Source organism: Acinetobacter sp. CY05 (genome assembly GCF_059515805.1).
The window spans coordinates 24,621-51,209 of sequence record NZ_JCAKMW010000009.1; the positions used below are offsets into that span (position 1 = coordinate 24,621).

Consider the following 26,589-nt stretch of genomic DNA (forward strand, 5'->3'; position numbering starts at 1 on the left):
TTATTTAAGCCGCTTCTTTTGTACGTTCCCACACATACAAAGTTGCTGGTTCTGGCTCCCAAACTCGGGCTTTATCAATATTTGGTAAAGATGCAAGGGCTTGATACTCAGATGCCATTGCCACGTAGTCATCAGTTTCTGCGAGGACGGCTGGTTTGCAGGCAATTGGATCACGAATCACAGCAAAACCGTTTTTAGTGCCGATCGCAAACGTAAAGAAACCGTCTAAATCATCAAGTGCATTATCTAAGGCCTGTGCCAGGCTATCACCTTCTTGTAAACGCCAAGTAAGATACCCCGCCGCGACTTCTGTATCATTGTCTGTCTCAAAATGAATGCCTTGGCGTTTTAATTCTTGACGTAAACGTGCATGGTTAGACAATGAACCATTATGTACTAAGCACAAATCAGCACCCGTTGAGAATGGATGACTGCCTTCCATCGTCACTGCACTTTCAGTTGCCATACGGGTATGACCAATAATATGACTGCCTTTCATATTCACTAGGCCAAAACGTTCAGAAATCTCTACAGGCAACCCCATACCTTTTAAAATTTCAATGCTTTGACCAGCACTCATAATTTTCAGTTCAGGTGCAACCTCAGCAATGATCGTACGTATGGTATTTTCGTCTGTTTTGGCCTTGACGACCGCTGCTGTTGCATTTTGGAACCAATCTATTTCTGTGTTGATTTTTTCTTTTAGTAAGGCCGCGAACGTGCTCCAATCGAAGTCTTCGCTGACTGCTTGTAAAGTCAGTTTAACCCAGTCTTCCTGGACTTCATCGCCATAGATTGCAAAACCTGCACTGTCTGGACCACGACCTGTCATGGATTCCAACATCGGTTCAAATAATTTACCCAGTTGTGATTCAAGGGCAGGATTTTTTAAGTAAAGTCCAACGATTCCACACATAGTTTTTCTCCAGTCATTTTATAATTTACAGTTGTTTTTAGTTGTTAAAAGAATTCGGTATAACGCTGAATTTCCCAGTCCGATACATGACGGCAATACTCCACCCATTCCATGCTCTTTTGATGAATAAACTCATCAATAATTTCAGCACCTAACTTGTCTCTAAATAATGGATCAGCTTCAAGTGCCTGCACGGCCTCTTTTAAAGATTGAGGTAAAGTGTCAATCCCCCGTGCTGCAATCTCTTCTAAACTGAGGTTATATAGATTTTCATTGCATGCTTCAGGTGGCATTAATTCATTTTCAATACCATCTAGGCCTGCCGCAATAATGGCCGCTGAGACTAAGTAAGGGTTACAACCTGCATCTGGTAAACGCAGTTCAATACGGCCGTATGGAATTCGAACCATGGCAGAGCGGTTATTTGCACCATAAGCAATGAATGCAGGTGCCCAAGTTGCACCTGACAATGAACGTCCCACGACCAAACGTTTATACGAATTTACCGTTGGTGCACAAAATGCACACAGCGCAGGTCCATGTTTTAATAAACCTGCAATAAAGTGATAGGCCATTTTAGATAAGCCCATACCACTTGGATCATTCGCATCATGGAATAGATTTTCTGACTCACTGCTACCAATAGATAAATGGAAATGCATACCATTACCTGCACGCTTCGGATCTGGTTTTGGCATAAATGAACAGATCATACCCAAATCATTGGCAATTTCACCCGCAGCCATACGAAAGAAAGTAAACATATCCGCAGATTTCATCGCATCGGCGTAGGTATAATTAATTTCGAACTGCCCGTTGGCATCTTCATGATCGATTTGGTAGATATCGAAACCCACTGGAATGAGGGCTTCCGTCAATTTCTCCAGAAACTCACGTGAACGTGACAATCCTTTATAGTCATAACATGGCTTGTCTAGATTATCTGAATCATCAACCATTTTAAGCTTGCCATCTTCCGCACGGCGGAACAAACTAAACTCTGGTTCAAGTCCAGTATTCAATGTCCATCCTCGAGCTGATAAACGCTCAACCTGACGACGTAAGATATAACGTGAATCATAAGGATGGGGTTGCCCGTTGACATAACCCTCGCACACCACTCGCCCATAACCAGGCTGCCATGGCACAGGAATCAAATCAGATAGATCTCCTTTGACCATAAAGTCAGGACCATGTGGTTGCATGCCCATACCTGATATTGCAAAACCAGCAAATCCAACACCATTTCCCTCTATTGCTTTTAGACCAGAGATAGGTACTGATTTAGTTTTGGCTGCGCCGTGAATATCAACAAACTGCGCCAATACATATTTTAATTTGTGTTGATCAATGACCTGTTGTACCTCTGGACGGTACATAGGCTTTTTAATGATATTCTCTTGATCAAACAGCTCGTTTACGGCCTTTTGCAGCATAATTGACATACTCCTAATATGACAAAAACGATTTTTTGGCTCGAAAAATGCAATCATTCTTCTAAGAATGTATTATTCATTTTAAGAAATTTTCTTTCCCAATGGGAATAGCAAATCTCTTGCCAACTTTGCCGCTTTTAAAGTTTTTTTTACTTTATCCATAGAAAACCTTATTATTCCTGCAGGGAATAATAGTTTCCAAACCTTTAATGTTTTATAACACACGTCAACTGCTTCACATTTCCAATCGAATGCAGTTTAAATTAGAGTCAAAATGGTGCGAGTTGATCCAAAATGAGACAGAACAAAAATAGTATGAAACTGGAACAATACATTGGTATTCATATCAAACGTTATCGTCAGGAACAGGGGTTAAAACTTGCCGAGGTTGCGCAAATTGCAGATATCAGTCAAGGAATGCTGAGTAAAATTGAGAATGCTCAGGTGTCAACAAGTCTTGAAACCTTAAGTCGTTTATGCGAAGTATTGGGCATTCCACTTTCGACTTTATTCAGCCAATATGACCAACAACAAAGCCAAGCAATGCTTGTCAAAAAAGGCGAAGGTATGGAGGTCGTACGTCGTGGCACAGATAAGGGCCATACTTATCATCTACTCACTCACTCACGTGGTCCTCATAAAAATTTTGAAGCTTATTTGGTCAGCATGGATGATGCGAGTGAAGAATTTCCAACTTTTGCTCATCCAGGTACTGAGATGTTGTATATGATCGAAGGTGAAATTGCTTATCGCCATGGAGACGAAGTATTCCATTTAAAACCTGGTGATTGTTTAACCTTAGAAGGTGAGATTCCTCATGGTCCTGAGCAACTTATCCAAGTACCAATTCGTTTAATTTCGATGGTGAATTACGCAAATCATCACGACGAATAGATAGTCACATATTCAAGGATGGCTAAGGCCATCTTTTTAATACTTGGACGATCCAATCATTTTGAGTACGAATAACTTGATAGAATGTTAAGACTGTACATTGTTTAGCATGACTGAATATTTATCTTCTCACTTATGCTCTTGATCTATGGATGGCGTGCCCCGATCGCTTGATTCTCTGACTAGATAGTAAATTCTTACCTTTCATTTAGTAAAACCAGAACAAAAACTTTTCTAATTTATATTTTATCTATATTTATCAAAAATTTAATTCTAAAAAATATCATAAAATTCGTATTTATTTTTTAGAGGAATTAAATCTTCATCAGCATGTGGCATAGGTATTGCTTGAATTTAAAGAAATTAATATTCCCAATAGGAATATTAATCTCGATTATTTCATCTATTCATCCATAGGTTTTTATATGTCATTCATTTAAATAATTTAGGGGAACCACTTAATGCTATTAGATCATATAAAAAAGTTACTGCTCGCAAGCTGCTTGCTCTTTCCAACACTTGTCTTTGCACAAACTTCCATTGATGCCCCAGCGACTGTTTGGGTCATGGTTTCCATTGTCATTGTGCTCCTGATGTTCATTCCAGGACTTGCACTATTCTATGGAGGAATGGTTCGTTCAAAAAACGTTTTATCTATTTTTAGTCAATTTTTTGCCATTGCCAGTGTGGTCGGTATTTTATGGGTGATTGTAGTTTATAGCCTTGCTACAGATACTACAGGGATGCAAGAAGGTGTCTATAACCTGAGTAGCTTTGTTGGCGGTCTCAACACAGCTTTTCTTGCAGGCATTACACCAGAGAGTATGGTCGGTGGTATTCCAGAATATATTCTAATTGTATTTTTAATGACCTTTGCCATGATTACACCCGCAATTGCTATGGGCGGCTTTGCTGAGAGGATGCATTTTGGCGCGATGATACTCTTCTCTGCTCTTTGGACTGTGCTTGTCTATGGACCGATGGCACATATGGTTTGGGGGGGTGATGGTGCCTTGTTTCATAACTGGGGCGTGCTCGACTTCGCTGGTGGAACAGCTGTACATATTGGTGCTGGTGTTGCTGCTTTTGTAGGTGCTATGGTACTGGGTAAACGTAAAGGTTGGCCTACTGCTCCTAATCCACCACACAATGTGGTCTTTGTTTTAATTGGCGCAGCATTACTTTGGGTTGGATGGTTTGGTTTTAATGTAGGTTCTGCTCTCGCTATTGATAGCTCTACAGCCCTTATTCTAATGACAACAATGCTCGCTACATTAGGTGGAATTTTTGGTTGGATGGTAACTGAAAAATTCGTCTCCGGTCATGTCACAGCATTCGGTCTAGCATCAGGTGCGATTGGTGGCTTAGTAGGTATTACTCCTGCTGCTGCCTTTGTTGGTCCATTTGGGGCCATTGCAATTGGCTTTCTTGCTAGTATGGCAGTGTTCTTTTCAATCACCTTGATCAAACGCAAATTAGGTGTTGATGATGCGCTCGACGTATTCTCTGTGCATGGGGTGGGTGGCATTGTAGGCTGTATTTTAACAGGTGTGTTTTGTGTACCCGCACTTGGAGGTAATGTCGAAGGCATATCTATTATTCCTCAAGTATTCGCACAGCTGGCTAGTATCCTCTTTACCTTCTTATATGTCGGTTTATTGTCTTGGATTCTCTTCAAATTTATAAGTCTAATCATGCCTCTGCGTGTAGATGAGGAACAAGAACAAAATGGCCTAGACAAAACTGACCATAATGAAAGTGCATATAATAATTAGTCTTTTCAATACTACAAATAAGGGCTATCAAGCCCTTTTTCTGATTACAACTAAAAAGCTTATACGAACCCAAACAAAAATAGTTTCCGAGAGGTTCTATTGAACAGGCCGAACTCTTGTTCAATAACCACTGTGTTTTAAAAAATCCAATAATTTGCTTGGAATTTAAGAAAGTAATTATCGATTAGAAAAAATGATTCACTATTATCAAGCATACGACTAGAGCCTTAAATTATGCACGGCAACTCAAATGATTGCTCTAGTCCTCTGATTTTTCAAGTGGATTTCTCATCCACAAGCTAGGATTATCTAGACCTTTAAAGTTGTGATTTAGTTTCTAATCCTGCAAAAAGAGTATATTTAATTTCCAAAAATTCTTCTAACCCATATTTAGAGCCTTCTCGTCCTAATCCTGAATATTTACCCCCCGAATGGAGCCACTTCATTTGACATAACTCTACGGTTGATACCAACCATCCCGTATTCAAGCAATTGACTTAACCGCCAAGATCGTCCCAAGTTTGCTGTGTAACAATACGCAGCGAGACCATAGTCCGCATTATTTGCTACCTGTATAGATTAGTGTTTTTTCTATTGTAGTTCATATTAAGTTTTTAGCTATGCCACACAAACTATTCAACCAGCCATCCTACATTCGAGTTTAAAACTTTATTGTGTACGATTGATGATTTTTTCAGAAAAATGAAGCCGTCTATTGGCAATATCTAAAACAAGAAAATCCGAAGGAGCGATCTGGTGTTCTATCTATTTGAAGCAACAAGATAACTTGCTCAGCAGTCGCCATCGTTCCATTTCAGGTTATTTCGCTGGGATTTATGTATCTTTGTCCGCTTATCAAATCTGTCATCACAATAAGCCTAAGTTTACAACGATGTAAAATTAGGCTTATCCATGATTCGGGTTAGTTAAGTTATTTTTTATATCGAAATAATAGAATAATAAAGTCCCAAAATAAACAAAATTAAATCAATTAAATTTAAGTTAAAATAAAAAAACATTTGATTTATATAATTTATTTACTAACTTTACTTTTATATAAATTATTATTAAGTGATAAATGAGCAGCAAGAAGTTTCCTAGTCAGGTAAATGATATTCATGCACCGTAGGGCTTGACTCGCCCTTAAAATAGCGAGAATGTGACACTAAATTTTTCAAACCTTTATGTAAAAAAGCGGGTGTAAGTCATATTTATTTAGATTCTGATATGATCTCTAATAACCAAAGATCTTACACTCAACCACGCAAGTACCCATCGCACGGCGTTCAATGACGCTTGTTGAGACATAATTCTAAAATAATCATATTTATTATGTTTCATCACTATCGGAAAAAAATGATATTTTTTAAGGATTAAAAGCATAGCTTCGTCCTCTACTGTAAAATGCATCAATACTTTTGTGACATTACTTTCATACAACCACTTTTTTATTAACCAATTATAAGTCTCTGATTGGTTTTGTTCTAAATGATCAAATCGCTCTAAAATCTCTTGTGCAGAATTAAAATCTACAGCATTTAGTAATTCAGGCAAACGTGCTAACTTTCCTGGTACCGATAATGGATGTCTGCCTATATTTGAACCACGTTTACCCGATGGAATATTTGCTATAGTAACTAAAGCTCTCTTCCAGGCTTCAATATCTGATCGTGGCTGCCCCTGTCCAGAAATGAGATAGCGTTCAATACCTTCAAACTGTTGAAATAATGGGTGTTTGGTCGGTTTTTCAGTTGAATTCTGTCTTTTTTGAGCATAGATGATCCATTTCTGATTTTGGCTTTTTTTGAGTACATGTTTTTCGATGGTATTTCGTAACTCATATTGCGGTTTATCATGCTGTTGGTTAATTTGTTGGAAATGCCTGAATAAAGTACTCCTACTCATGGTTCGCTTGAAAAATGCAGTATGTAAATGAGGTTGCTGCTGTTGCATGCTATAGGCATAAGTAGCCAGAAATAAAATATGAACATAATGCTTTAATGTTGTAGATTCATGTAAATGTCCAAGCACTCGACTAATCGCCTTAATCCCTTGCCCAACCTGTCCTTCATTGCCTACTAGCGTATTCAATTGCTCGTTCGATGGCATCCAAGTTTGTAGCCATGGCAGTTCTATCGTGAGCGCTTTAAAATCCACCACCGTTTGTAAACACTTCAAAGTATATGCACTTGCAAAGGTGTGTCTTAAATGATGTAAGCTGAGATCAACATCTCCCGTGACTTCCTTTAAAATTTGAGATATTTGATTAAAAAAATGCCTCTGCTCACTATTCACATCAGACATTAATATCGAATCTTTTTGATTATTAACAATATGATCTAATCCCTTTTGAATTGTCTGACTTAATAAATTCATCGGAACAACACGTTCTGATCCAAGTGTTTTTAACTGGTGCTCTCCATAGGGACGAATTCGGAGCATATCCTCATCAATATCTAAGGGCCGTAAATGAAGTGTCTCAGAACGGCGTACACCCATTGCTGCAGATAAACGAAAATGACGCTGAATTTCTTGACGTAAAGCAGCATCATTCACCCCAGATTCTACAGATTGTAATATTTGAATAATCTGCTGCACTTCATTTCTTGAAAAAACTTTAGCACTGACTTGATGCGCTGTACGCTTGTGTAACGTTATACGTTCATCATTTAACTGAATTAAGAATTCTCTAAAGCGATTCCAGGCAGCGAGATGCTTGCGGTGTGGAAAATACTCTTGTGTCAACTCCATCCATTTTTGAAATACATCTTCATCAATATAACAATCTGCTGTTAAATCTTCTGAAAATCCCAATATACCTGCACTGACGATGGCCAAATGTAGATGAATCATATTTCGATTCTGTAGGCTTAAATTTTCTGCATCACAGCGTAAAATCAGCCATTGCACAAAGCATGTCAATAAATAGACTGAGTGGTGATTTGTGTGATTATTTGCAAGCTGCTTAAGCCAAATGCTTGATCTAGACTCATGTTTGAGTTTCTCGATCATCGCGAGAAGATCAGACAAATGTAGTTGCTCATCCCCTATTTCTATTTCAATCTCTGGCTCTTTACTATCTAAATCTGAGGTTAATTTTTGATATTCGGATAAGCGTAATAATTCATTGATTGAAAGATCTTCAGTCAGGACTTGGCCTGATATATAACCTGCAATCAACGGCGTGCTATTTAACATCACATTTTGCTGTAAAGCTTTCAACCATTGCGCTAACGATAGCGTTGACTTAAGCCCAATATATTTTAAATATATAGTAAAACACTTTTGCCACGCTATTCGTTGTTGATTTTTTGGCTGTGCTAAAATCTCTTTTAATCGAAGTTGTATATACTGTCGATCCACTAAAATTAAGGTCGATACATAAGGACTTAACAGAACTGTACGGCGTATCTTCGTTGTAGATCTATCATTACTTACTTTTAGCTCAACGAGCCGACTATTCCCTATAGCCACTATAGGCTGATCAGAAGCAATAAACTGCAACATCGCTTGCAAATGGCTCACTCGACAGAGTTGTGCATACATGGAAAGTACAACCAGCAAACGTCCTATTTCGACATCACAATTTTTATGTGCAGGTAAATGATCTAAATCGTTCTGAATAAGATCAAGTAGTTGTTGTTCAATATAACACCATGTGCCAAAACTATTTTCAGATGTCAGCCATGTACGCGTTGCTTCTTGAGGGAGCTGAACGAATAATGGGATTTTCGTTTTATCGCGAATATAGGCACAATAGGTTTTGACCGCTTGTGGTAAATCAATCTTTGTATTTTTAGCTAGATCGCAAGCTAATAGGTGTCCAAGCTCTAAAGCGACTTGTGGCTCAGGATTTTTCTCAAAAACCAACTCACAGTAGGCACGATACGTTGAGTTCTCTAGCCATTCTTTTACATCATTTTCTGAATATTGTATGAGTGGCTTTGTCTCTGCTTGAGTTGCTGTACTCTCTTTGCCTAAAACGAATGTTGGAATATTCTGGATTTTTAAAAAATCAAAACCATCAAGACATTCGAAACCTAACCGTTCTTGCAGGTTTTCTTGCACATCAATCCACTGTTGTTTAAATTTCGATACAGGAAATACGGACAACATGTCCCATGGATGACGACCGCGTACCCAGTGCCCAAGTCCAGCATCCTTAAACCGTCCAGGGAGCTGATTATGATCAGAGCGAACCAACTTACGTGCCCAATTTTTCACTAAACCATCAATCTGATAAGGATCACAAAGTTGCACAGCATAAGATGATAAATCAACACGTGCTTCAACTTGCTCCCCTAGCATTCCCATCAAACCACGTAAAACTTGAATCTGTTTGATCAAGTCTGCCGTCAATGGTACATAACGATCAGTTGATTCATCTTGATGATGTTTATCTTGAATCAATGCCCAACCTTGCTGACTAATCAGCCGAGCAAAAGGCTGCTTAATGCCTCGTCCTGCAGTGGCAAGATTCATCCATAGGGCTGTATACAATGTTAAGTGATCAAAGAGTACTTGCCAATTTTTCTGTTGCGCAGCCTCAAGTATTTTATTTTTTATTTGTGTAATTTCATTTTGTAGTTCAATAATTTTTATTCCAATCGGACTACCCACGCGTTCACTAGAAGCGTGTCTATATTCAGGAATATAAATGTTTATTGTTCTTAAACATTTAGCCCATAATTGCTCAAGTTGCCTCTGCTCAAAAGAGGCATAATGAATTAAATTATCATAATTACGACCTGACGCATTGGTCACTGCCTTAACGACAGCTAAATCACCCTTGCTATGCTCATATAACAACCGTGGAAGAATATCTCGAATGCTCTTGAGGCTGATTTCTAGCGATTTAGGTGCACTGTTAATCAGTGTTTTAACTTCGCGTTCAACTGCCTGTTGTCGGGTTCTAATTCCAAGATTTTTGACTTGATTTATTAAATCATTGAGTTCACTTGGTAAAACCAAATGTAATGTCTTAGTCCATGGCACATGAAATTTAGAATCTTCTGGCTTTGTTTTAAGTGTCGGTGTCCCTGCTAAAACACTGAGTACATATGCAGATAAAGTGTGATCATACTGAATAGCAATATTCTGATCTGTATTTTGACTAAAACACGGCGCTGTTAATTCAGTAATCGAACGTCCAGTAAGTAAACTTAATATTAACGCTAATTTTGCACGTAAAATTAAGCTGCTATCAGTATTAGAGGGCTGACATAGCTGAAATACTTTTTGAATCGACTTTAATGACAAGCGCCATTTGGTCCACACTAAACCCACATTTGCAGCTTCAATATGTTGATAACTAGACTTAGCAGCATAAAACCCTCGAATTAAATCGGATTGTTCGGCCAGAAAAAATGTAAACAATGGCTCTAATGGGGTTTCATCTTCTTCAATCTGATCATACGGAAATACTTCAGAGATCAGACCTCGATGAATTTCATCCACATCCTCCAAAGCTTGAATGGCAATGCTGATTGAGCCGTAGCGTTGTAAGATAAGTTTTTTATGCTTTAATCCTATGCGGTGTAAAAACTCTCGACGTTTTTTCTTATTTTTTAATAGATTGTTTTCCCAAATTTGCGATAAAAAAAGCTTTAAGGCATAAAAAATCTCATTTAATCGTTTATCTTCAGAAACAATAGACATCAACGGAATCAGTTGTTTTGGTGAGTTGTGGATCAGTAATTCTTTGACTTGTTCTAAAATGTCTTCATGACTTGGATCACCCAATAGTCTAATCGCTAAAAAGGCGTTGTACACACGAAATCCCTTTTGAGCTTTCAGCTTGATACTTCCATCACCATTTAAATAATTGCTATAGTGCTCTAGAGTATGTACTCTTTTTTGAAAGTAAAAGATTTGCTCTAAAAACCAAGTGATTACCTTATCAAAACTCTCATGATTTTTCCTGAGCCCTGCTTGAATCAAGAGCAAGTCACAAATTCCACTTTCTCCGGTAAATGGGCGCAACGGTGTGAGTTTATGCTTGTTTTTATCCGTTGTTTCTGAGAAAAAATGTGAATATTGCTCGTCACTCTGTAATCTACTAATGATTTTTAATGTATTAAGCTCATCATTAAATGTTGATAGTTCATCATCCTCAATTAATTTGAAAATTCTCTGACAAATGACAACAATACCAGCTAAGTTATAATGTGCACGTAATAAAAATAATGCTTGGATCAGTTGTTGTTCTTCGATATTTTCATTCTGATTAATCCATTCTAGAAGTTGCTTGAAATAAATATTCATGAACTACTCCTAATTTGATAGATCCTTGCTATCTTCAAGTCTGTTAAAGCCAAAGCAATTTCTGCCGTTGGTGCTGCGCGAACAATTTGCTGCTGATATTCTTGATAAAGTTCCTCTAATTCAGGTAGAAGTACAAAAAAATCAGCTAAATGAAAATATGGTTGCAAAGAAGAGCACAACGCTTTTACTTTAATTTTTTCCAATGGTAAACGCTTTTGCGCGATATAACCTGCTAGAACATTTTCAATTAAGAAACGATCACTCACCACAGGTGGTGCCCACTCTATCAATTTTTGAATAAAAGGAATCGGTAGTTTGTTTAAGAAGTGCTGTGTATTTAAAAATAAAGGCATTTCTTCTAGATTTAAATGCTTGAGTCGAAGTTCGCCTGCAACAACTATCTTATGCTGAATTCTATCCACTTTACCCCAGTGTCTTTTTTTTATACTGTTTTTTAGAGTTCTTACATGACATAAATCCATAGCGACAGCAAGCAATAACTTACGATATGCCGCGAGCAGTAGTAATGCTTGATTTTTAATCTTGTCTGAAAACCTGCTCGTTTGCTCATGCAGTAACATCATTTTCAAAGCTAAAACTGGACATGGTTTTTTAACCCTACCTTCAGATACTGTTAATGCATCAATGAGCAATAGTGTAGTCATTTTTTCTGCTTAGTTAATTTATTTTTGGTATGGACATAGTAGAATACCAAAGTCCTAAAATAAACAAGATTAAATAAATTAATCTAAATATTAATATTAAAGTATTTGATTTATATTGATTATTTACTAACTTTGTTTTCACACCAATTCAAGAAAGTAACAAAAGAAGAATTGGGATTGAGCATGTATTTGGTAGTTTAAAAACTTTCAAAATCCTTGCTGAGCGTTATCGAAACCAAGGTGAAAACTGGCTTTAAGATTCAATTTAATTACTGGAATCTATAATTTGGAGCTAAGTAAAAAATGATGTATGAAAGAATTCTGATATATATTTAAAACATAAGATAAAATTACATTTAAAAAGCTAAAAGGAAACAGACTCTAATGAGACTGCCTCCCGAAGATCGCTTTCAATAAAATATTGGCTTAACTCAACTACAGTTACTTCACCCTGTTGAACAGTAAGGCTTAAATCAAGTGCGGATAGTTTAGAATAATGATGCATAGAGAACGCTAGCTTATTTTTTAGCACAGCATAGCGTCTTTTTAATCTTACAATATAGTCTTTTTACATTTTTTAAAATGCGGAGCGATCGTAGTTAATTGCTTCTAAATCATAAACTTGATAAATACAATCAAATAAGGCCTTGATATCTTCACTTTCATCCATGCAACGCGTGGCCATAAATATAGGGCTCACTGCATTTTCATCTAAAATAGGAATATAATGTAGATGGGTCAACTGTAGGGTCTTAGCACTCTCTGGCACAATACAGATTCCTTCACCTGCTGCCACTAAGCCTAATGCCAACTGAATTTCGCGTACCTCACGAAACTTTTTTGGCTCTAAACTGTACTCAGAAAATAGATTCATAATTTGGCTAGAGAAGTTTGGTTTAGGCTGAGCAGGATATAAGAAAATTGCTTCATCCACTAAATCTGCCAAATATACACCTTGCTTTTGCTGCGCCAGAAAATGACTGGCATGCACCGCCAACATTAAACGCTCTTTACGTAATAATACCCGACGAATGGCTGGGTCAGACACACGTAAACGACCGAAACCCACATCAATTCGACCTTCTTTTAAAGCAGGAATTTGATGTGTGGTAGTCATTTCAATCAACTCTATTTTAAGCTGTGGGTATTGCTGACGATATAAATAAACAATACGTGATAACAAGCCATAAAGTAATGACCCTACAAATCCAATCCGCACTGTACGTTCGACCATGCCCACACGTTTGGTCATGGACTTAATTTCTTCAGCATTGGCTAATAATTTAACCGCATGTTGATAAAAAAATTGGCCGGCTTCCGTGAGCTGCAATGGACGGCTACCTCGCTCAAATAATATGACTCCAAACTCATTTTCTAAATTTTGAATTTGACGACTTAATGGGGGCTGGGCAATAAAAAGTTTCTCTGCCGCCTTGGTAAAACTTTGCTCTTCAGCAACCGTCACAAAGTATTTAAGATGGCGTAATTCCATAGCCTTATCCATTTGAATTTAAAAAAGAAGCCTGACAAGGCTAAGCTAAATTCTATAAAAGACACATTAGCAAATGGTCGCAATCTATGCGTTTAAAATACAAATAAAAAAAAGGCTCCCCGAGGGGAACCTTCAAGGTGAGCACAAAAACTAATGCTCAAGGGGTTCTTTTAAAGTTGGCTTAATTTACCATTTCACTTCTACGCGGCGGTTCTCTTCTAAACATTTCAATAATGCTGGACTCTTTGCAGCGCCTTCACAACGTTTGAATTGTTCAGTTGAACCTAAACCGCCCAGCTTAATTTTCGCACCATCAACGCCGTATTCTTGTAACAATTGAGTCACAGTAATCGCGCGTTTTTCAGATAAGCGTTTGTTATAGGCTGCATTACCAAAACGATCTGCATAACCTGCAACATACACCACAGCAGGTTGATCAGCTAAGATTTGGTTCGCAAGTACACGTACATCATCTACGCCACCAACAATATTGCCTGCGTCTGAACGGTCAAAGTTAAACACAACATTTACGTGTTGTTTTGGCTCAGGTAATGTTTGCTTTTCAATGATCACTGGAACATTGTTGACAATCGTTTGTGTATTTACTTTAGCCACATCTAAAGCTGCACAGCCTGCACCTTTCCAGTAATGGCTTTTCGCGATGTATTCACCATCTTGCTTATCAAAATCTACACGTAATTGACAGATTTTGTAGTCTTGGGTGCCCGGTTGACGTAGAGCAAGTACATAGTTCCATGTACGGACGTTAAATAAACCTTCAGAGAAGTTAGGATGACCAAAGATATGACGGATTTGATCTTTGGTTAAACCATTGCTCATTTGCAAAGCTTCGACAGCTTCATAACGGTGCACTTGGTCTAAGTAGCTTTCTTTGATTTCAGGAAAGTCTACTGCTTCTACAGTGTTATTTGCTGCATAACCAGGGTATACATGCACATCAGAACTCACGTTAGCGTTTGCCACACCAAAAGCAGTCATTAGGCCAACAAGTAATGCACTCTTTTTTAATAGATTCATGATGATCTCTCTTAATTTTGTAAACTGTATGCAATGTCGTTAAGGGGAGTTGATTAATCCCAAAGGGATTAATCAATGATTCCGCTTACACCAAGACGTACGCTTGGATCACCTTCTGTACCTGCTGCAACACCACCAGTTAACGACCAACGGCCGTTATCTGCTGTTTTACGTAAAGTTACACCTAGAGCTGCTTGACCATTGTGGTAAGCCGTTGCTGCTGCATAAGTGTATTTACCTGGTACGTAAGGTGCTGTTTCTAAAGCCATTGCTGCTGCAATACCTGCACTCATACGGTCTTCAACGTCATCAATACGGTTATTAAATGATTGTTGAAGGTTAGTTACACGGTCACCTAAATCAATATCAGCTTGATTTAGAGCACCTAATGCATCGCCTACATTGTCATAAGAGCCGCCATTCACATTGTATGTTGGCGCTTTAATTGAACCATCTGGGTTCACAGCTGCACCACCACCAAAGATATTTACCGTACCTTTTAGCTGATCCACATTGACAGCATCTTTACCGTCTGTACCAGCCGCTAAATTATGGATTTGGTTACCACCAACGCTGATATTATCTTGTTCGATAGTAATTGCATTGTTACCTTTACCAGCACCAATGGTTAAGCTACCAGCATCGCCAGTTAAAGTAATTTGATCTGCAAGATCAACTGTAACTTTCGCGCCATTTGGCGTGGTTTCAGTAGTTACAGTGGTGTTAGCTGAAGGACCCGCTACAAATTCAACTGTATCGTTTGGATTTACTTTTTCAGATACTGTGTTACCTGCTGCATCTTTACCCGTTAAATTCCAACCAGAGTTTGCAATATTGTTGTTAATGGTTTCTTCTAAACCACCAATTTCATCTTTGAGCTGGCCTAAGTTCACCGCTTGGTGATTTTCAGTTGCTGTACCAACGTTATTAATTTGGTTACCAGCGAAGTTGACACCGTTTTCACCTTCTTGAATGGTAATGTCACCTACAGTTAAGCCTTCACCATTAAGTAAAGTATCACCAATAGAAACTGAACCATCTTTACCTAAGTCAAGGTTAGGATTAAGTTCAACTTTAACATTGCTGCCTTCGTTGCTAACTTGGATATTACCTACATCATCACCAGAGAAATCAACTGTGGTATTTGGTTTGATCTTCTCGCCTTGATCAGCAGCTACGCCACCTGTGGTTAGCGTCCAACCAGAATCAGAAACTGCTTTACCAATTTCATCTTTTAATTGTGAAACGTTAACAGCATCGTCATCCGCCACACCTTTAGCAACGCCACCAATCACATTACCGCCAAAGTTTACATTGCCTTGGTTAATAACAATTGGTGCTCTTCCTTGTTCATAGATAGGAAGACCAGTGATAGGGTCTGTTAAAGCAAGACCAGTATTTGGATCTAACTTAGGAATACCAGCAATCGTTAAACCATCATTATTAACTGATGTATCACCAATGGTTAATGAGCCATCTGCTGATAAATCAACGTCTTTTTCAAGTTCAACTGCAATCACAGTTTCAGTACCCACAACATTACCGTCTTTATCTTTCACTTCTTGAGACGTTTGTGATACAGAGATGTTGTTATCGCCGTTGAACTGTACAGAGCTGTTGTTCGCTGCTTTGTCACCATTTACCGCATTTTCAGTGTTGCCTGTTACCTTACCTTCAGCATCTTTATCTTGCGTGATAATGTTCCAACCTGAAGATTGTAATTGGCTTACATTGACTGCATCAGTTGGTGCTGTACCGGCTGCAACATTATGAATTTGGTTACCACCAAAGCTTACATTACCTTGTTTAAGGTTGATATCACCTGCAACATAAGTCGTTGGCAGTGGATTACCTTGTGCATCTAGCAAGTTATATGTACCACCGCCTGCAACCGTTAAACCACCGTCTTTGGTTAAGTTAACTTGATCAGCAAGTGCAAATTCAATTTTATTATCAGTTTGTGTGACTTCTAAGTTTTTATCTTTAGTCACGGTAATATCAACAGTATCGCCAGCCTGAATCTTTTCTTCAGATTTGTTGACTGCATTTGAAGACGTTAAAGTAAAGCCTTGGTTTAATACATCAATCGCATCGCCAACATTATCTACTTTTTGGTTGCCCGCACCCACAATATATTCAGGCGCTTTGATTGAACCGTCTGGATTAACAGTTGCACCGCCACCTAAAGTATCAACAGCATCTTTTAACTGGCTAACATTAACGCCATCAGTCAGTGCTGTACCTGCTGCAACATCATGAATTTGGTTACCACCAAAGCTCACATTGCCTTGTTGAAGGTTAATATCACCTGCAACATAAGTCGTTGGAAGTGCATTACCATCAGCATCGAGCAAGTTATATGTACCACCACCAGCAATTGTTAAACCGCCATCTTTGGTTAAGTTAACTTGATCAGCAAGTTCAACCACAACTTCAGCGTCGTGAGTCATTACTGGCTGGCCATTTGCATCTAGTACTGGCTGACCTTTTTCATCAAGTAAAGGTTTTTCTACTAATTGAGTATTTACAGTTAAGTTATTTGAAGTACCTGCTTTAAAGTCAACTACGTTGTCTTTAGCTACATTACCTGTTACAGCTTGGTTTGCTGCATTTTTACCTTTAATTGTCCAACCTGAACCATTTAATTGATTTACGTTAACCGCATCAGTACCCGCAACACCCGGTGCTACACCTGAAAGCACATTACCGCCAAAGTTGATATTACCTTGATTGATTGTAATCGCATTAGGGTAATTCTGAGTTACATAAACTGGATTGCCTTCTGCATCTAGTACAGGGTTACCATCAGCATCTTCTTCAGGAATCTTATTACCTTGCGCATCTAAAACAAAAACATCACCAGCAGCAATCGTTAAGCCACCGTTTTCAGTTAACTGAATTTGGTCAGCAAGTTTAACTTCAAGTTTAGTACCTTCAGCACCTTGTGTTTGCTGTACAGTGATATTTTGATCACCAGCAAATTCAACTTTGTTTTTATTACCACCAATTGTAGCAGTTTCTGAGTTACCTTCAGCATTCTGTGCACTCAAATTCCAACTTGAAGCTGCTGCTGCATCTACTTTTAATACAGGCTTGCCATCTTCACCAATAGTAACTGTTGCACCTTGAATGTTAAATGTATCACCAAGTTTTACTTGAGTTGATACAGGCACTTTTTCTGTTACTGGTTGACCAGCATCATCAAGTTTAGGGGTACCATCTGCATTTAATACAGGCACATCATTGTAGGCTAAAGGTTGACCATCTGGACCAACATTAACAAAGTTAATTGGTTTAGCTGCATCAGCTTGTGCTTGTTTTGCTTCAGACAATACATAGTAAAGCTGTGAACCATTGACTGCATCTGTACTGTCAGAAGTAATACGACCAGCACCTACGTGTTGAATTTGACGCTCAGCACCTGATTTACCTACACTTACTGCGCCAGGAGATGCTTTATAAGGTCCATTTGCATATATCGGTAGACCATTTTCATCACGTTTAATAACTAGGTTACCCTCAGCATCTACTTCCGTAGCAAAATCTTGTGATTTATATAAACCCGCAAAATCAAAAACTTGATAGTTTTGCTGTATATTACCTTGAGCATCCTTGTATTCATAGCTTGCAGGCATAACGTCTAGCGCATTATGAACTTGTGTTAATTCTGAATTTGCGCCCAAAACCACACTATTAGTTACAGTTGACTTAAGATCAATACCAGTACCTAATACAAAAGTATTTGATCCTGCAACCGAGTTATTATGTCCTACAGCTGCTGAGTTTAAGCCAGAAACTGCCCCCTGACCAATTGCAATTGCACCCTCTTTAGATGCTACACCACCTAAAGAAATTGAGTTACTACCTGTCGCAGATGCACCAATTGCAATTGCATTAGTGCCTTTAGCTACAACACTATCACCTAAAGCAATTGTTTTTTGATCTAAAGCCTCTGCTTTGGTACCAATAGCCGTTGATTGTAAACCTGAAGCATTAGATGAACCACCTAGCGCTGTAGCACCATCTAAGGCTGTAGAAAACTGTCCAATCGCTGTAGAGTTTTGCCCTTTAGCTAAGGCTAATGCACCTATTGCAGTAGAACCCTGACCTTCTGCTTCTGCCTGTGCACCAACAGCAACTGTTAAATCACCAGTCGCTTTAGCTTGGTTACTTTTTACGATTTTAATCTCTTCACCATTTTCACTTAGTACCAGATTACCGTCCTGATCTACTTGCGATTCACGGCTAGGACCACTACCTTCACTACCAATGGCAATTGTACCAACCCCTAAGGTTACACCCAGTTTTGAAACGGGTGCATTTGGAGTCTGATTGACCCAAGCCATCGTACCCGTGCTTGCCACAGCTGCTGCCCCAACAACAACTGTTGCAACTGCATTTGCCGCTGCTTTTTTGAGTTTATTTGAACCTTTCTTTTGACCCGCTGCTGTTTCCGATACTGCAACCCATACCCCTAGAGATGCATTCCAAACAGTCTTAAATACTTTATTCATGTAAACCCCTGTTACCTTGTTTTTTAATGTAAATGGTCTGTAACCATTTTGGGGTAAATTCTACAAGTAAATGTTAAATGTGTCACCATTTCATAAACTTACGCTAATTAATTATGTTTTTTTGTTAAAAAAACTAAATAAAGTCTCATTTTTGTAAAAAAAAAGAGCCTATACCCATGCAAATATAATTGTTTTTAGGTATTTGTTAAGATTAATTTAATATTAAAAGTAATTAACGCCGGTATTTTGCATTAAAAATCGCTTAATAAATATCCTATTTTTAAAATTTACTCTGTTTAATTGTGTTTTTTTGTAAAAAAAATAGGGGGATTTTGAACAGAAAACACCATTTTTTTCCTAAGATGTGCCCAAAATCATATCTTATGTGATGTTTGTGTTAATCGTTTCAATGGGTCATATTTCTATAAAAATCGATCAAATCTTGCTGGTTTAAAAATATTAATCACATTAAATTTACTTTGTTATTAGATTTGATTAGCTGTGTAAACGTTCCAATCTGTTGCTACTACATAGCTATGACAATAGATAGAAATCGAGCTGCTGTATTACATCAGGCTAGATGAGCCTGCTCTAGCCTATAGTTCAATGCAATAAGTCAACTGATGGTATTTTAAATAAAACATGAAGTAGATATTAGTGATTTATTATTTAGGTAAATACTGTAATTGACGGTACTGTTGTAGCTCATCGAGCGAATTAATGCTGTGCAAAAATAGGCTTTGATTGTGGAAGTTGGCAACTTGAGCATGTAAATCTTGAAAGCACGCTTTTAAACTACGCTGTGCTGAACTCAGATGGTACTGTAATATGGATAAACTATCGCGATGCATTAAACAAAATGGATAAATCGCCACACCATTCATTTCCACATAAGCAACTTTTGCACTTGAATGACGTGCCAATGCAGCATGTAAGCGTGGTAACACATGTTTAGGAATATAGGTAACATCACACGGTACAAATAATACATAGTCCTGTTCCACATGCGACCATGCACTTTTCATTCCCATCATTGGCCCCCAAAACCCCCGTTCATCATCAGCAAAACTTTTGGCATGTGGCACCAGCATTTGGTAAATCGAGTGATCGCGGTGACTATTGATCCATACCTGTTTGGCCTGTGATTTAAAGCATTGATGCAATTTAATCAGTTGAATTTGGTCATCAAATTTTTGTAGCAGTTTATTGATCCCATTCATACGCCGTGCCTGACCACCCGCTAAAATAACAACATCGGTTGGGGGATGATTTAAATTTTGGATATGCATCGTGTTTTCTCCACATGACAAATCACAACAAATTTCAGCTTAGCTACTCAAATCTAAGGCAAATCTTCACCCTTCATCTTTACTTACTTCAATAGCAGCGAAAATGTGTTGTGCTCTTGTTAAATTTTTTGTTGTTATCGTTTGCAGTCCTGACCCAATTCAGCCGCAGTAGGACTTAGTTACAATCAACTGCTTATAGAGCTCACGTCATGGTCTTATTCAACATTCTTAATCAATAAACTCTATGCATTTGGTTTTAGATCATGATAGACCTTGCTCATTTATCAATATGCAATGAATATGCCATAGTAGATTGATCCAATCTCAAAACACTTAATTTGGTTGAAGCTGCTGTATTTTAAGTTTATTTTTTTACTTGATTGGAGTTAAATACTAACCCTCAAGTAAAGATATGGATATGCTTATCGATCAAGCCCTGTAACAATGCACTGTCTAACGACGCCTGTGCATATTTTACCGATCTATCAACTTGTGTATAAGTTAAAATCACTTATTTCTAACAAATAAATCTAGAACTACCCATCATAAAGTTATTATTTATTTCAATCACTTAAATCCAAATTAAAACCATTTCATCAAAATTAATCACTGCATGGTGTTGTAAGCTATAACGTACATATTTTTAAGATAATTTCCTCTGTACGGATAAGATTATTTTTTTTAATCTAAATACATAAGGAACAGATGGTTCTAGAACATAAAACAACAATGATAAGTTCTTAGATCTAATCTCGCTAACTAGCGTTATATCTCATACAACCTCGATATGAAAAAGCCTAACTTAATGTTGGGCTTTTTTAAGTCTACTTATTCACTGTCATTATTGTCTAGATAGTTGATTTTGATATGATCTACTCAGTATGCCACGTATAAATCCAATTAAGCCGATAACTTCAATCTAGAAACTCGCATAGACGGCTGAAAAAATTGCGCCTAAAATCCTCACAATCGGGCCATCTCAATAAGATGGTCTTTTTTATTGCTTATTTTTGCGCGAGATTTTTTCATGTTATCTCAACGTTTTGCGACTTGGTGCGGGATTAGTGCCATTTTAATGTGGGCAGCGATGCTCGGCTTAATTCGCCAAGTCACTGAACGTTTTGGGGCAGAATTGGGAATTACTCTAATTTATAGTTTAAGCACGCTGTTATTGTTGGCTATTTTTGGTTTACCTAATTTTAGACGCATGTCTAAAACTTATTTACTGGTTGGCAGTACCTTATTTGTTGTGTATGAAATGTGCTATTCCTTTGCGATTGGTTATGCACAAACGGCGCAGCAAGCCATTGAAGTCAGTGTAGTGAATTATTTATGGCCGAGTTTAACCATGCTGGCTTTGGTGGCTTTTAAACAGCTGAAGTTTCATTGGATGCTGTTAGTGGGTATGAGTATTTCAATTTCAGGCTTAATCTATATTCAGCTTGGTGGTGGAGGCTTTAGCTTCGATCAAATATTTGCCAATGCAGTGAGTAATCCATTGAGTTACGGTTTAGCCTTGATCGGTGCCTTGCTATGGTCAATCTACTGTGCTTTTACACGGCGCTACGGCACTCAAGAAAATCCAATTGCATTTTTCTTTTGTTTGGTGAGTTTGGTACTGTGGATTAAATTATTGATTTTAGGTCATGATTTGAGCGCCATTCCGTGGTCAGGCAGTAATGTATTTTATCTAATTGCCGCTGCATTCAGTTTAGGCTTGGGTTATGGTGCCTGGAATGTTGGCATGTTGCATGGCAATGTAGCTACACTGGTGGCGAGCTCTTATTTTAGCCCAGTCATTGCTGCGTTTATTGCGATGCTCATTTTAGGGCAAAGCCTGAGCGTTACTTTTTGGCAAGGAGCATGCCTTGTCACTTTCGGCTCAATTCTCTGTTGGCTCACCACCAATTGGTCAGCAATTGCACCTAAATTATTCAAAAGCCATAGATTGACACAAAAAGACCCCATTTAAGGGGTCTTTTTTTTTAACGAATCACGTCAACTTTATAAAACTGTTTTAAGTTGAGTAAGTCTTGAAAAGGATTGGATGCTTGACTCAGTTGATTGATCTTCTCGTAAAATTGCTGGGCCGCATGGGCCTGGCATTCCACTAACCAGCCTTTTAGGCAGTGGGTGGTCTTGTCTTGCATATAAATCTCACAGCTGGTTGGGCTGAGCAAACGCATTTGTGTAATTTTAAATAGATGTTGCATTTGATTGACCTCCACAATTGGGACAATCAAATACTTGCAAATTTTATACCACATTAAAAATACACATTATTGGGTAAATACTCACCATGAACAAGACGCTTACCTAAAGCCACTGCTTTTAAACTGGCAGGATTATGGGATGCAAGGGTGCGAATATTGCGCCAATGACGGTCTAAGCTCAAACTACGACGAGTCGCAGAAGCGCCAACCACATCAAAAATTTGGGTGGCGGCTTTAAGTGCAATCGGTTCAATGGCAATTTTAGCTTGTGTGGCAGCTTGTGCTGCAGCATGGCTTAGCTCAAAATCTGTCACCCCCTGTCGAGTGCTGGCAAAGGCAATATCTTGCTGAGCAGCAGCACGTAATACCGCAGCCTCTGCGATAAATGCCGCGGCAGAGATTTCACCAATTTTTTCTAAGAAGATAGGATCTTCATTGGCCTGTACTGTAGTGGCAAAACTAAAGCTACGGCCACGCTGCTTTAATGCAAGTGCTGCATCTTGCTCTACAGCTTTTAAAATACCGGCAATAATTGCGTGCAAATACAACTGAGTAAATGGTTTAAAACTCACCTGTTCCTTCGCCACAGGAATAATTTCCTCTGGATAAACCGTCACGTTGTCAAAACGTGTGGTCCCACTTGCGGTATAACGCTGTCCAATACCATCCCAGTCATCAATCACGCTTACGCCAGCACGATTTTTAGGAATAACCACGTTATAAGCACGACTTTGCTCTGAACCTACACGTACTGAAATATAATCTGCATATAAAGTACCTGTGGTAAAGAACTTCTCTCCATTTAAATACAATCCTTGCTGATCTTCACGAATACGGGTTTGGTATTCACCACTGCCTACGGTAATGCTGTTTAGCTCTGTAAAGGCATTTCCAATAATTGCGCCTTCTGCTACTTTTTGCAGCCAAACCTCTTGGAAACGTGGATCTGTACTGCGCAACACGTCTTCTACAAATTGAAAATGGGAACGTAAAATTTGTGTGACATCAGAATCAATCGCGCTGATTTGAATCAGCACTTCAAATAGTTGCTCAATCGATAGACCGTATCCACCTAAATGCTCTGGGATACGCAGTGCACCAATTTTATGCGCTTTTAAAATAGCGATACTTTCAAATGGTGCATGACCACCTTGTTGTTGACGCAGCACTGCATCCGCGCGTAATTTTTGCAATACTTCTTGCCACAATGCACTTTGTTGAAATTCAGCATGATTGATCGCATTCAAGAGCGTATTCATAGGATTTTCCTTCATTATTATATTGAGCCACATAGAGCAAACGCCCGATTTGTCCCACTACCTGGTGTTATTAACGTTGCCAAGTCACATAATCACTAAAGTTTTTGAGAATATATTGGCGGGCTTCTTCAGATTCAAAAACTTCTTTCACGCGTTGTACTTCTGGACGTTGAATAGACGCCCCATTGCCCACTAACACTGCAGTGTAATAAGGGTCAGGCTTTTCGGTCACCAAAGCATCTCTTTTAGGCACCACCCCTGCATGTGCAGTATATGCACCTGTAATTAAGGTTAAGTCTGAATCACGGTACACCGATGGAATCATCGGCTGCTCAACTTCAGTAATCTTCAGTCGCTTTGGGTTAGCAATAATATCGGCTTGACTGGCTTTAGCTTCACTATTGGGTTTCAGCTGAATCAAACCGGCTTGTTGTAGTAATAAAAGGGCACGACCATTATTGCCTGTATCGGATGGAATCACCACACGTGCTTGATCAGGTAAGGCAGCGATGGACGAATACTGTGGTGAATAAGCACCAAAAATTGTATTAAAGGTATAAGAGACGACCTTGAGGTCCCATTGATTTAAATGAGCAGCTGAGTCTAAATAACTTTTATGTTGAAAGAAGTTTAAGTCGGCTTCTTTGGCATCGACTACTCGATTTGGCATTAATGAGTCGTTAACATATTGAATTTGTAAATCAATATTTTCCTTTTTGAGCTGTTGCTGGGCAAATTCAGCTAAATCAGAATACGGCGGATTATCTTTACCAATCAATTTGACCACCTTAGCTGCACTTTGTGCGGTTGTGGCGTCAGAGGGATCTGCTTTATTTTGATCACACCCCCATAAAAATAAGCTGCTGGCTAAAGCGCAACTCCAAGTCAATTTTTTCATTTATCTATCTCAATTTGGATCTATGTGTTAAATGGTTCTAGGCAAGAACGATCTATGCATAAACAATTGAGCTTATGTAACGTGATTTACAAAGGATTGAAAAATATTATTTTTCTGCATGAATAGCATAAATTTAGAAATATATTTTTATGATTTTTTTTGCAAAAAAATTGATGTAGGTTTGGCCACATTGTATTCGCCCCATCATCCCTGTGACCTTGTGATAGTTAAATTCACCTCATAGATCAATATTAATCTATAAAAAAAGCAGCCTAAGCTGCTTAATGGTTTACTTTTAAGAGGATTTTTTCAACTCCGCTTTAATTTGATAATCGGCATGAAATACGGCATAGGTTAAGCGCTGCGGGTCATCTTGAGACAAAGGTTCAACCTCATGTAAGCTGTCTAAACAGCGCTGAGCTAAACGGATATACTCGTCTGTGCCTTTGCTTTTCCAAGCAATTTCTTTAGCATCGAGTTCACGGATTGCGCGCGCAGGACTGCCCACCACCAATTGGTTTGGTGCAATATTGGCTTTGGCTTTGACGGTACTGTTGGCACCTACAATACAATTTTCAGCAATGGCAGCTTCATCCAAAATCACACTGTTCATACCCACCAACACATTTTTACCAATTTGGCAGCCATGTAAAATCGCGCCGTGACCAATGTGGCCATATTCTGCTACGCGCGTGATACTATTGGGAAAACCATGAATGACACAGTTGTCTTGTACGTTGGCATTTTTTTCAATATGAATGCGCCCAAAATCGGCACGTAAACAGGCATTGGGGCCAATATACACGCCTTCCTCAATGATGACATCACCAATTAAAACTGCAGTTGGATGAATATAGGCCTGTGGACTGACCACAGGAATCACTCCATCAATGGCATAACAAGGCATCACTTTACTCCTTTAAAGTGGCAAGGTTTTAGTCGGCAATCAGTTCTTGTTTTAAACCGCCAAAACGTTTGTAAAATTGTGGATGTACAGGCGGCATATTACCGTCTGCGGTACGCGCATGTTCTAAGAAAAATTCATCTGCGGCAGCATATACGGTTTGATAAATATTACTGCTTAAATTACGCGCAGTTAAGGCTGGCCAATCCAGTGGCAGCAGCTCTAGGGGTAAATTGGGATCTTTCAGTAAAATCCGACGGTATTGATGAATGAGTAAAATCCGCACCTGAAAAGCTTGAATTGGATCAATGTCTTCTTCGTTCTCTAAATAACTAAAGAAGCTGCGGAAATCTTGAATAAATTTTTGATAACGCTGCTGTAAGCTTTCAATCGGCCAATTGATGGCCACCATCCGTTTTACGGTTGGATAAGATTCTTGCCATAAGGCTAAAGTTTCAGCCTTAAATAAAACCACTTGATCCGTCATACTTAAATTCAACAACAAATTTTGTAGTTTTAAATGATCACAGCCCGGATAAGCCATGACGTTGGTGGCAATATTGGCAAAACCCAACCATTCGAGCTCACGTTTTAACAGCACTTTATTTTCAAGTTCAACCGAGCTTAATAAGACCAAATCCCACTTTTGATCCCATTCACGTTGTTCAAAGCTATAAATTTTTTGATCAGCCATGATAAAACGCTGTCGACTGCTTTCAGTAATACGGTAATAGCTGGTACGGCCTATTTTTTCAGAAATCAACCAGCCATTTTGTACCAAACGAAAGACTGCAGTACGTACCGAACGTTCATTGAGGCCAAAAACCTCCATCAGTTGAATTAAACTGGCCAGGCTCATCACCCCACCACGGTGATAAACACTATCACCAAAAACCGTCATAATCAGTGAGGTACCGCTGAGTGATTCATGTGTAATGAAATCATCAATCGCCTGTTTTAATTTATTATTGGTCACTGTATATCTCGAATTTATGCTGGGGACAATTATCTTACGATAAATTGCCCCATTTG

Annotated in this window: 17 protein-coding genes and 3 pseudogenes; 6 read left to right on the top strand and 14 right to left on the bottom strand. The window is 38.6% G+C overall.

Annotated features, from left to right (window positions below; translation table 11 throughout):
* Nucleotides 1-4 precede the first annotated feature (4 nt).
* Complete coding sequence (locus AC5YCD_RS08155; protein WP_496129560.1) at nt 5-916, bottom strand: class II glutamine amidotransferase; 912 nt, start codon at nt 914-916, stop codon at nt 5-7.
* Nucleotides 917-960: 44 nt separating this feature from the next.
* A complete protein-coding gene (gene glnT / locus AC5YCD_RS08160) occupies nt 961-2,352 on the bottom strand; it encodes a type III glutamate--ammonia ligase (RefSeq protein WP_496129561.1) in 1,392 nt (463 codons plus the stop codon).
* 294 nt (nt 2,353-2,646) lie between these two features.
* Between glnT and AC5YCD_RS08165 the strand changes: the two genes are divergently transcribed.
* Both AC5YCD_RS08165 and AC5YCD_RS08170 read left to right on the top strand, forming a co-directional pair.
* The gene (locus tag AC5YCD_RS08165) at nt 2,647-3,246 is read left to right on the top strand and encodes a helix-turn-helix domain-containing protein (RefSeq protein WP_496129562.1); all 600 of its coding nucleotides are present in this window, start codon (nt 2,647-2,649) and stop codon (nt 3,244-3,246) included.
* A 461-nt stretch (nt 3,247-3,707) separates the two neighbouring features.
* Nucleotides 3,708-5,021, top strand: a complete 1,314-nt coding sequence (locus AC5YCD_RS08170; protein WP_496129563.1) for an ammonium transporter — start codon at nt 3,708-3,710, stop codon at nt 5,019-5,021.
* Nucleotides 5,022-5,338: 317 nt separating this feature from the next.
* Here AC5YCD_RS08170 and AC5YCD_RS08175 read toward each other — a convergent pair.
* Nucleotides 5,339-5,579, bottom strand: a pseudogene (locus AC5YCD_RS08175) (aldehyde dehydrogenase family protein); the annotation flags it as partial.
* 114 nt (nt 5,580-5,693) lie between these two features.
* On the opposite strand from AC5YCD_RS08175, the pseudogene AC5YCD_RS08180 reads away from it, so the two are divergent.
* Together AC5YCD_RS08180 and AC5YCD_RS08185 are read left to right on the top strand one after the other, a co-directional pair.
* Nucleotides 5,694-5,791, top strand: a pseudogene (locus AC5YCD_RS08180) (IS982 family transposase); the annotation flags it as partial.
* A pseudogene (locus AC5YCD_RS08185) lies at nt 5,791-5,919 on the top strand (IS982 family transposase); the annotation flags it as partial. The pseudogenes AC5YCD_RS08180 and AC5YCD_RS08185, both read left to right, overlap by 1 nt.
* Before the next feature lie 317 nt (nt 5,920-6,236).
* On the opposite strand, the gene AC5YCD_RS08190 reads toward AC5YCD_RS08185, so the two are convergent.
* Complete coding sequence (locus tag AC5YCD_RS08190) at nt 6,237-11,285, bottom strand: tyrosine-type recombinase/integrase (protein ID WP_496129564.1); 5,049 nt, start codon at nt 11,283-11,285, stop codon at nt 6,237-6,239.
* Nucleotides 11,282-11,950: a hypothetical protein gene (locus AC5YCD_RS08195; protein WP_496129565.1), complete on the bottom strand. Its 669-nt coding sequence runs from the start codon at nt 11,948-11,950 to the stop codon at nt 11,282-11,284. The genes AC5YCD_RS08190 and AC5YCD_RS08195 overlap by 4 nt, the downstream gene beginning before the upstream one ends.
* A gap of 170 nt (nt 11,951-12,120) precedes the next feature.
* Between AC5YCD_RS08195 and AC5YCD_RS08200 the strand changes: the two genes are divergently transcribed.
* Entirely contained in the window at nt 12,121-12,207 is an 87-nt protein-coding gene (locus AC5YCD_RS08200; RefSeq protein ID WP_496129634.1) for a hypothetical protein, read from the top strand.
* 320 nt (nt 12,208-12,527) lie between these two features.
* Here AC5YCD_RS08200 and AC5YCD_RS08205 read toward each other — a convergent pair whose 3' ends face one another.
* The 4 genes from AC5YCD_RS08205 to mobA all read right to left on the bottom strand — a co-directional run bounded on the left by AC5YCD_RS08205 (nt 12,528) and on the right by mobA (nt 20,283).
* A complete protein-coding gene (locus tag AC5YCD_RS08205; RefSeq protein ID WP_496129566.1) occupies nt 12,528-13,442 on the bottom strand; it encodes a LysR substrate-binding domain-containing protein in 915 nt (304 codons plus the stop codon).
* 186 nt (nt 13,443-13,628) lie between these two features.
* Nucleotides 13,629-14,480 carry an OmpA family protein gene (locus AC5YCD_RS08210; protein ID WP_496129567.1) on the bottom strand — a complete coding sequence of 284 codons (852 nt, stop codon included), beginning with the start codon at nt 14,478-14,480 and terminating at the stop codon, nt 13,629-13,631.
* Nucleotides 14,481-14,548: 68 nt separating this feature from the next.
* Nucleotides 14,549-18,994 carry an ESPR-type extended signal peptide-containing protein gene (locus tag AC5YCD_RS08215; protein WP_496129568.1) on the bottom strand — a complete coding sequence of 1,482 codons (4,446 nt, stop codon included), beginning with the start codon at nt 18,992-18,994 and terminating at the stop codon, nt 14,549-14,551.
* A gap of 665 nt (nt 18,995-19,659) precedes the next feature.
* Nucleotides 19,660-20,283 carry a molybdenum cofactor guanylyltransferase gene (gene mobA / locus AC5YCD_RS08220; RefSeq protein ID WP_496129569.1) on the bottom strand — a complete coding sequence of 208 codons (624 nt, stop codon included), beginning with the start codon at nt 20,281-20,283 and terminating at the stop codon, nt 19,660-19,662.
* 1,027 nt (nt 20,284-21,310) lie between these two features.
* Between mobA and yddG the strand changes: the two genes are divergently transcribed.
* Nucleotides 21,311-22,255 carry an aromatic amino acid DMT transporter YddG gene (gene yddG / locus AC5YCD_RS08225; RefSeq protein ID WP_496129570.1) on the top strand — a complete coding sequence of 315 codons (945 nt, stop codon included), beginning with the start codon at nt 21,311-21,313 and terminating at the stop codon, nt 22,253-22,255.
* Nucleotides 22,256-22,268: 13 nt separating this feature from the next.
* On the opposite strand, the gene AC5YCD_RS08230 is transcribed toward yddG, so the two are convergent.
* The 5 genes from AC5YCD_RS08230 to paaX all read right to left on the bottom strand — a co-directional run bounded on the left by AC5YCD_RS08230 (nt 22,269) and on the right by paaX (nt 26,533).
* Entirely contained in the window at nt 22,269-22,496 is a 228-nt protein-coding gene (locus AC5YCD_RS08230) for a hypothetical protein (RefSeq protein WP_496129571.1), read from the bottom strand.
* A gap of 53 nt (nt 22,497-22,549) precedes the next feature.
* Nucleotides 22,550-23,755: an acyl-CoA dehydrogenase family protein gene (locus AC5YCD_RS08235; RefSeq protein WP_496129572.1), complete on the bottom strand. Its 1,206-nt coding sequence runs from the start codon at nt 23,753-23,755 to the stop codon at nt 22,550-22,552.
* A gap of 70 nt (nt 23,756-23,825) precedes the next feature.
* Nucleotides 23,826-24,653 carry a MetQ/NlpA family ABC transporter substrate-binding protein gene (locus AC5YCD_RS08240; RefSeq protein ID WP_496129573.1) on the bottom strand — a complete coding sequence of 276 codons (828 nt, stop codon included), beginning with the start codon at nt 24,651-24,653 and terminating at the stop codon, nt 23,826-23,828.
* A 295-nt stretch (nt 24,654-24,948) separates the two neighbouring features.
* A complete protein-coding gene (locus tag AC5YCD_RS08245; RefSeq protein ID WP_496129574.1) occupies nt 24,949-25,560 on the bottom strand; it encodes a gamma carbonic anhydrase family protein in 612 nt (203 codons plus the stop codon).
* A gap of 28 nt (nt 25,561-25,588) precedes the next feature.
* Nucleotides 25,589-26,533, bottom strand: coding sequence for a phenylacetic acid degradation operon negative regulatory protein PaaX (gene paaX / locus AC5YCD_RS08250; protein ID WP_496129575.1), 945 nt, complete (start codon nt 26,531-26,533; stop codon nt 25,589-25,591).
* Between the last annotated feature and the right edge of the window lie 56 nt (nt 26,534-26,589).

Coding starts and splice junctions, on each gene's coding strand:
- AC5YCD_RS08155 (WP_496129560.1), bottom strand. CDS start 916: ATGTGTGGAATCGTTGGACTTTACTTAAAAAATCCTGCCCTTGAATCA.
- glnT (WP_496129561.1), bottom strand. CDS start 2,352: ATGCTGCAAAAGGCCGTAAACGAGCTGTTTGATCAAGAGAATATCATT.
- AC5YCD_RS08165 (WP_496129562.1), top strand. CDS start 2,647: ATGAGACAGAACAAAAATAGTATGAAACTGGAACAATACATTGGTATT.
- AC5YCD_RS08170 (WP_496129563.1), top strand. CDS start 3,708: ATGCTATTAGATCATATAAAAAAGTTACTGCTCGCAAGCTGCTTGCTC.
- AC5YCD_RS08190 (WP_496129564.1), bottom strand. CDS start 11,285: ATGAATATTTATTTCAAGCAACTTCTAGAATGGATTAATCAGAATGAA.
- AC5YCD_RS08195 (WP_496129565.1), bottom strand. CDS start 11,950: ATGACTACACTATTGCTCATTGATGCATTAACAGTATCTGAAGGTAGG.
- AC5YCD_RS08205 (WP_496129566.1), bottom strand. CDS start 13,442: ATGGAATTACGCCATCTTAAATACTTTGTGACGGTTGCTGAAGAGCAA.
- AC5YCD_RS08210 (WP_496129567.1), bottom strand. CDS start 14,480: ATGAATCTATTAAAAAAGAGTGCATTACTTGTTGGCCTAATGACTGCT.
- AC5YCD_RS08215 (WP_496129568.1), bottom strand. CDS start 18,994: ATGAATAAAGTATTTAAGACTGTTTGGAATGCATCTCTAGGGGTATGG.
- mobA (WP_496129569.1), bottom strand. CDS start 20,283: ATGCATATCCAAAATTTAAATCATCCCCCAACCGATGTTGTTATTTTA.
- yddG (WP_496129570.1), top strand. CDS start 21,311: ATGTTATCTCAACGTTTTGCGACTTGGTGCGGGATTAGTGCCATTTTA.
- AC5YCD_RS08230 (WP_496129571.1), bottom strand. CDS start 22,496: ATGCAACATCTATTTAAAATTACACAAATGCGTTTGCTCAGCCCAACC.
- AC5YCD_RS08235 (WP_496129572.1), bottom strand. CDS start 23,755: ATGAATACGCTCTTGAATGCGATCAATCATGCTGAATTTCAACAAAGT.
- AC5YCD_RS08240 (WP_496129573.1), bottom strand. CDS start 24,653: ATGAAAAAATTGACTTGGAGTTGCGCTTTAGCCAGCAGCTTATTTTTA.
- AC5YCD_RS08245 (WP_496129574.1), bottom strand. CDS start 25,560: ATGCCTTGTTATGCCATTGATGGAGTGATTCCTGTGGTCAGTCCACAG.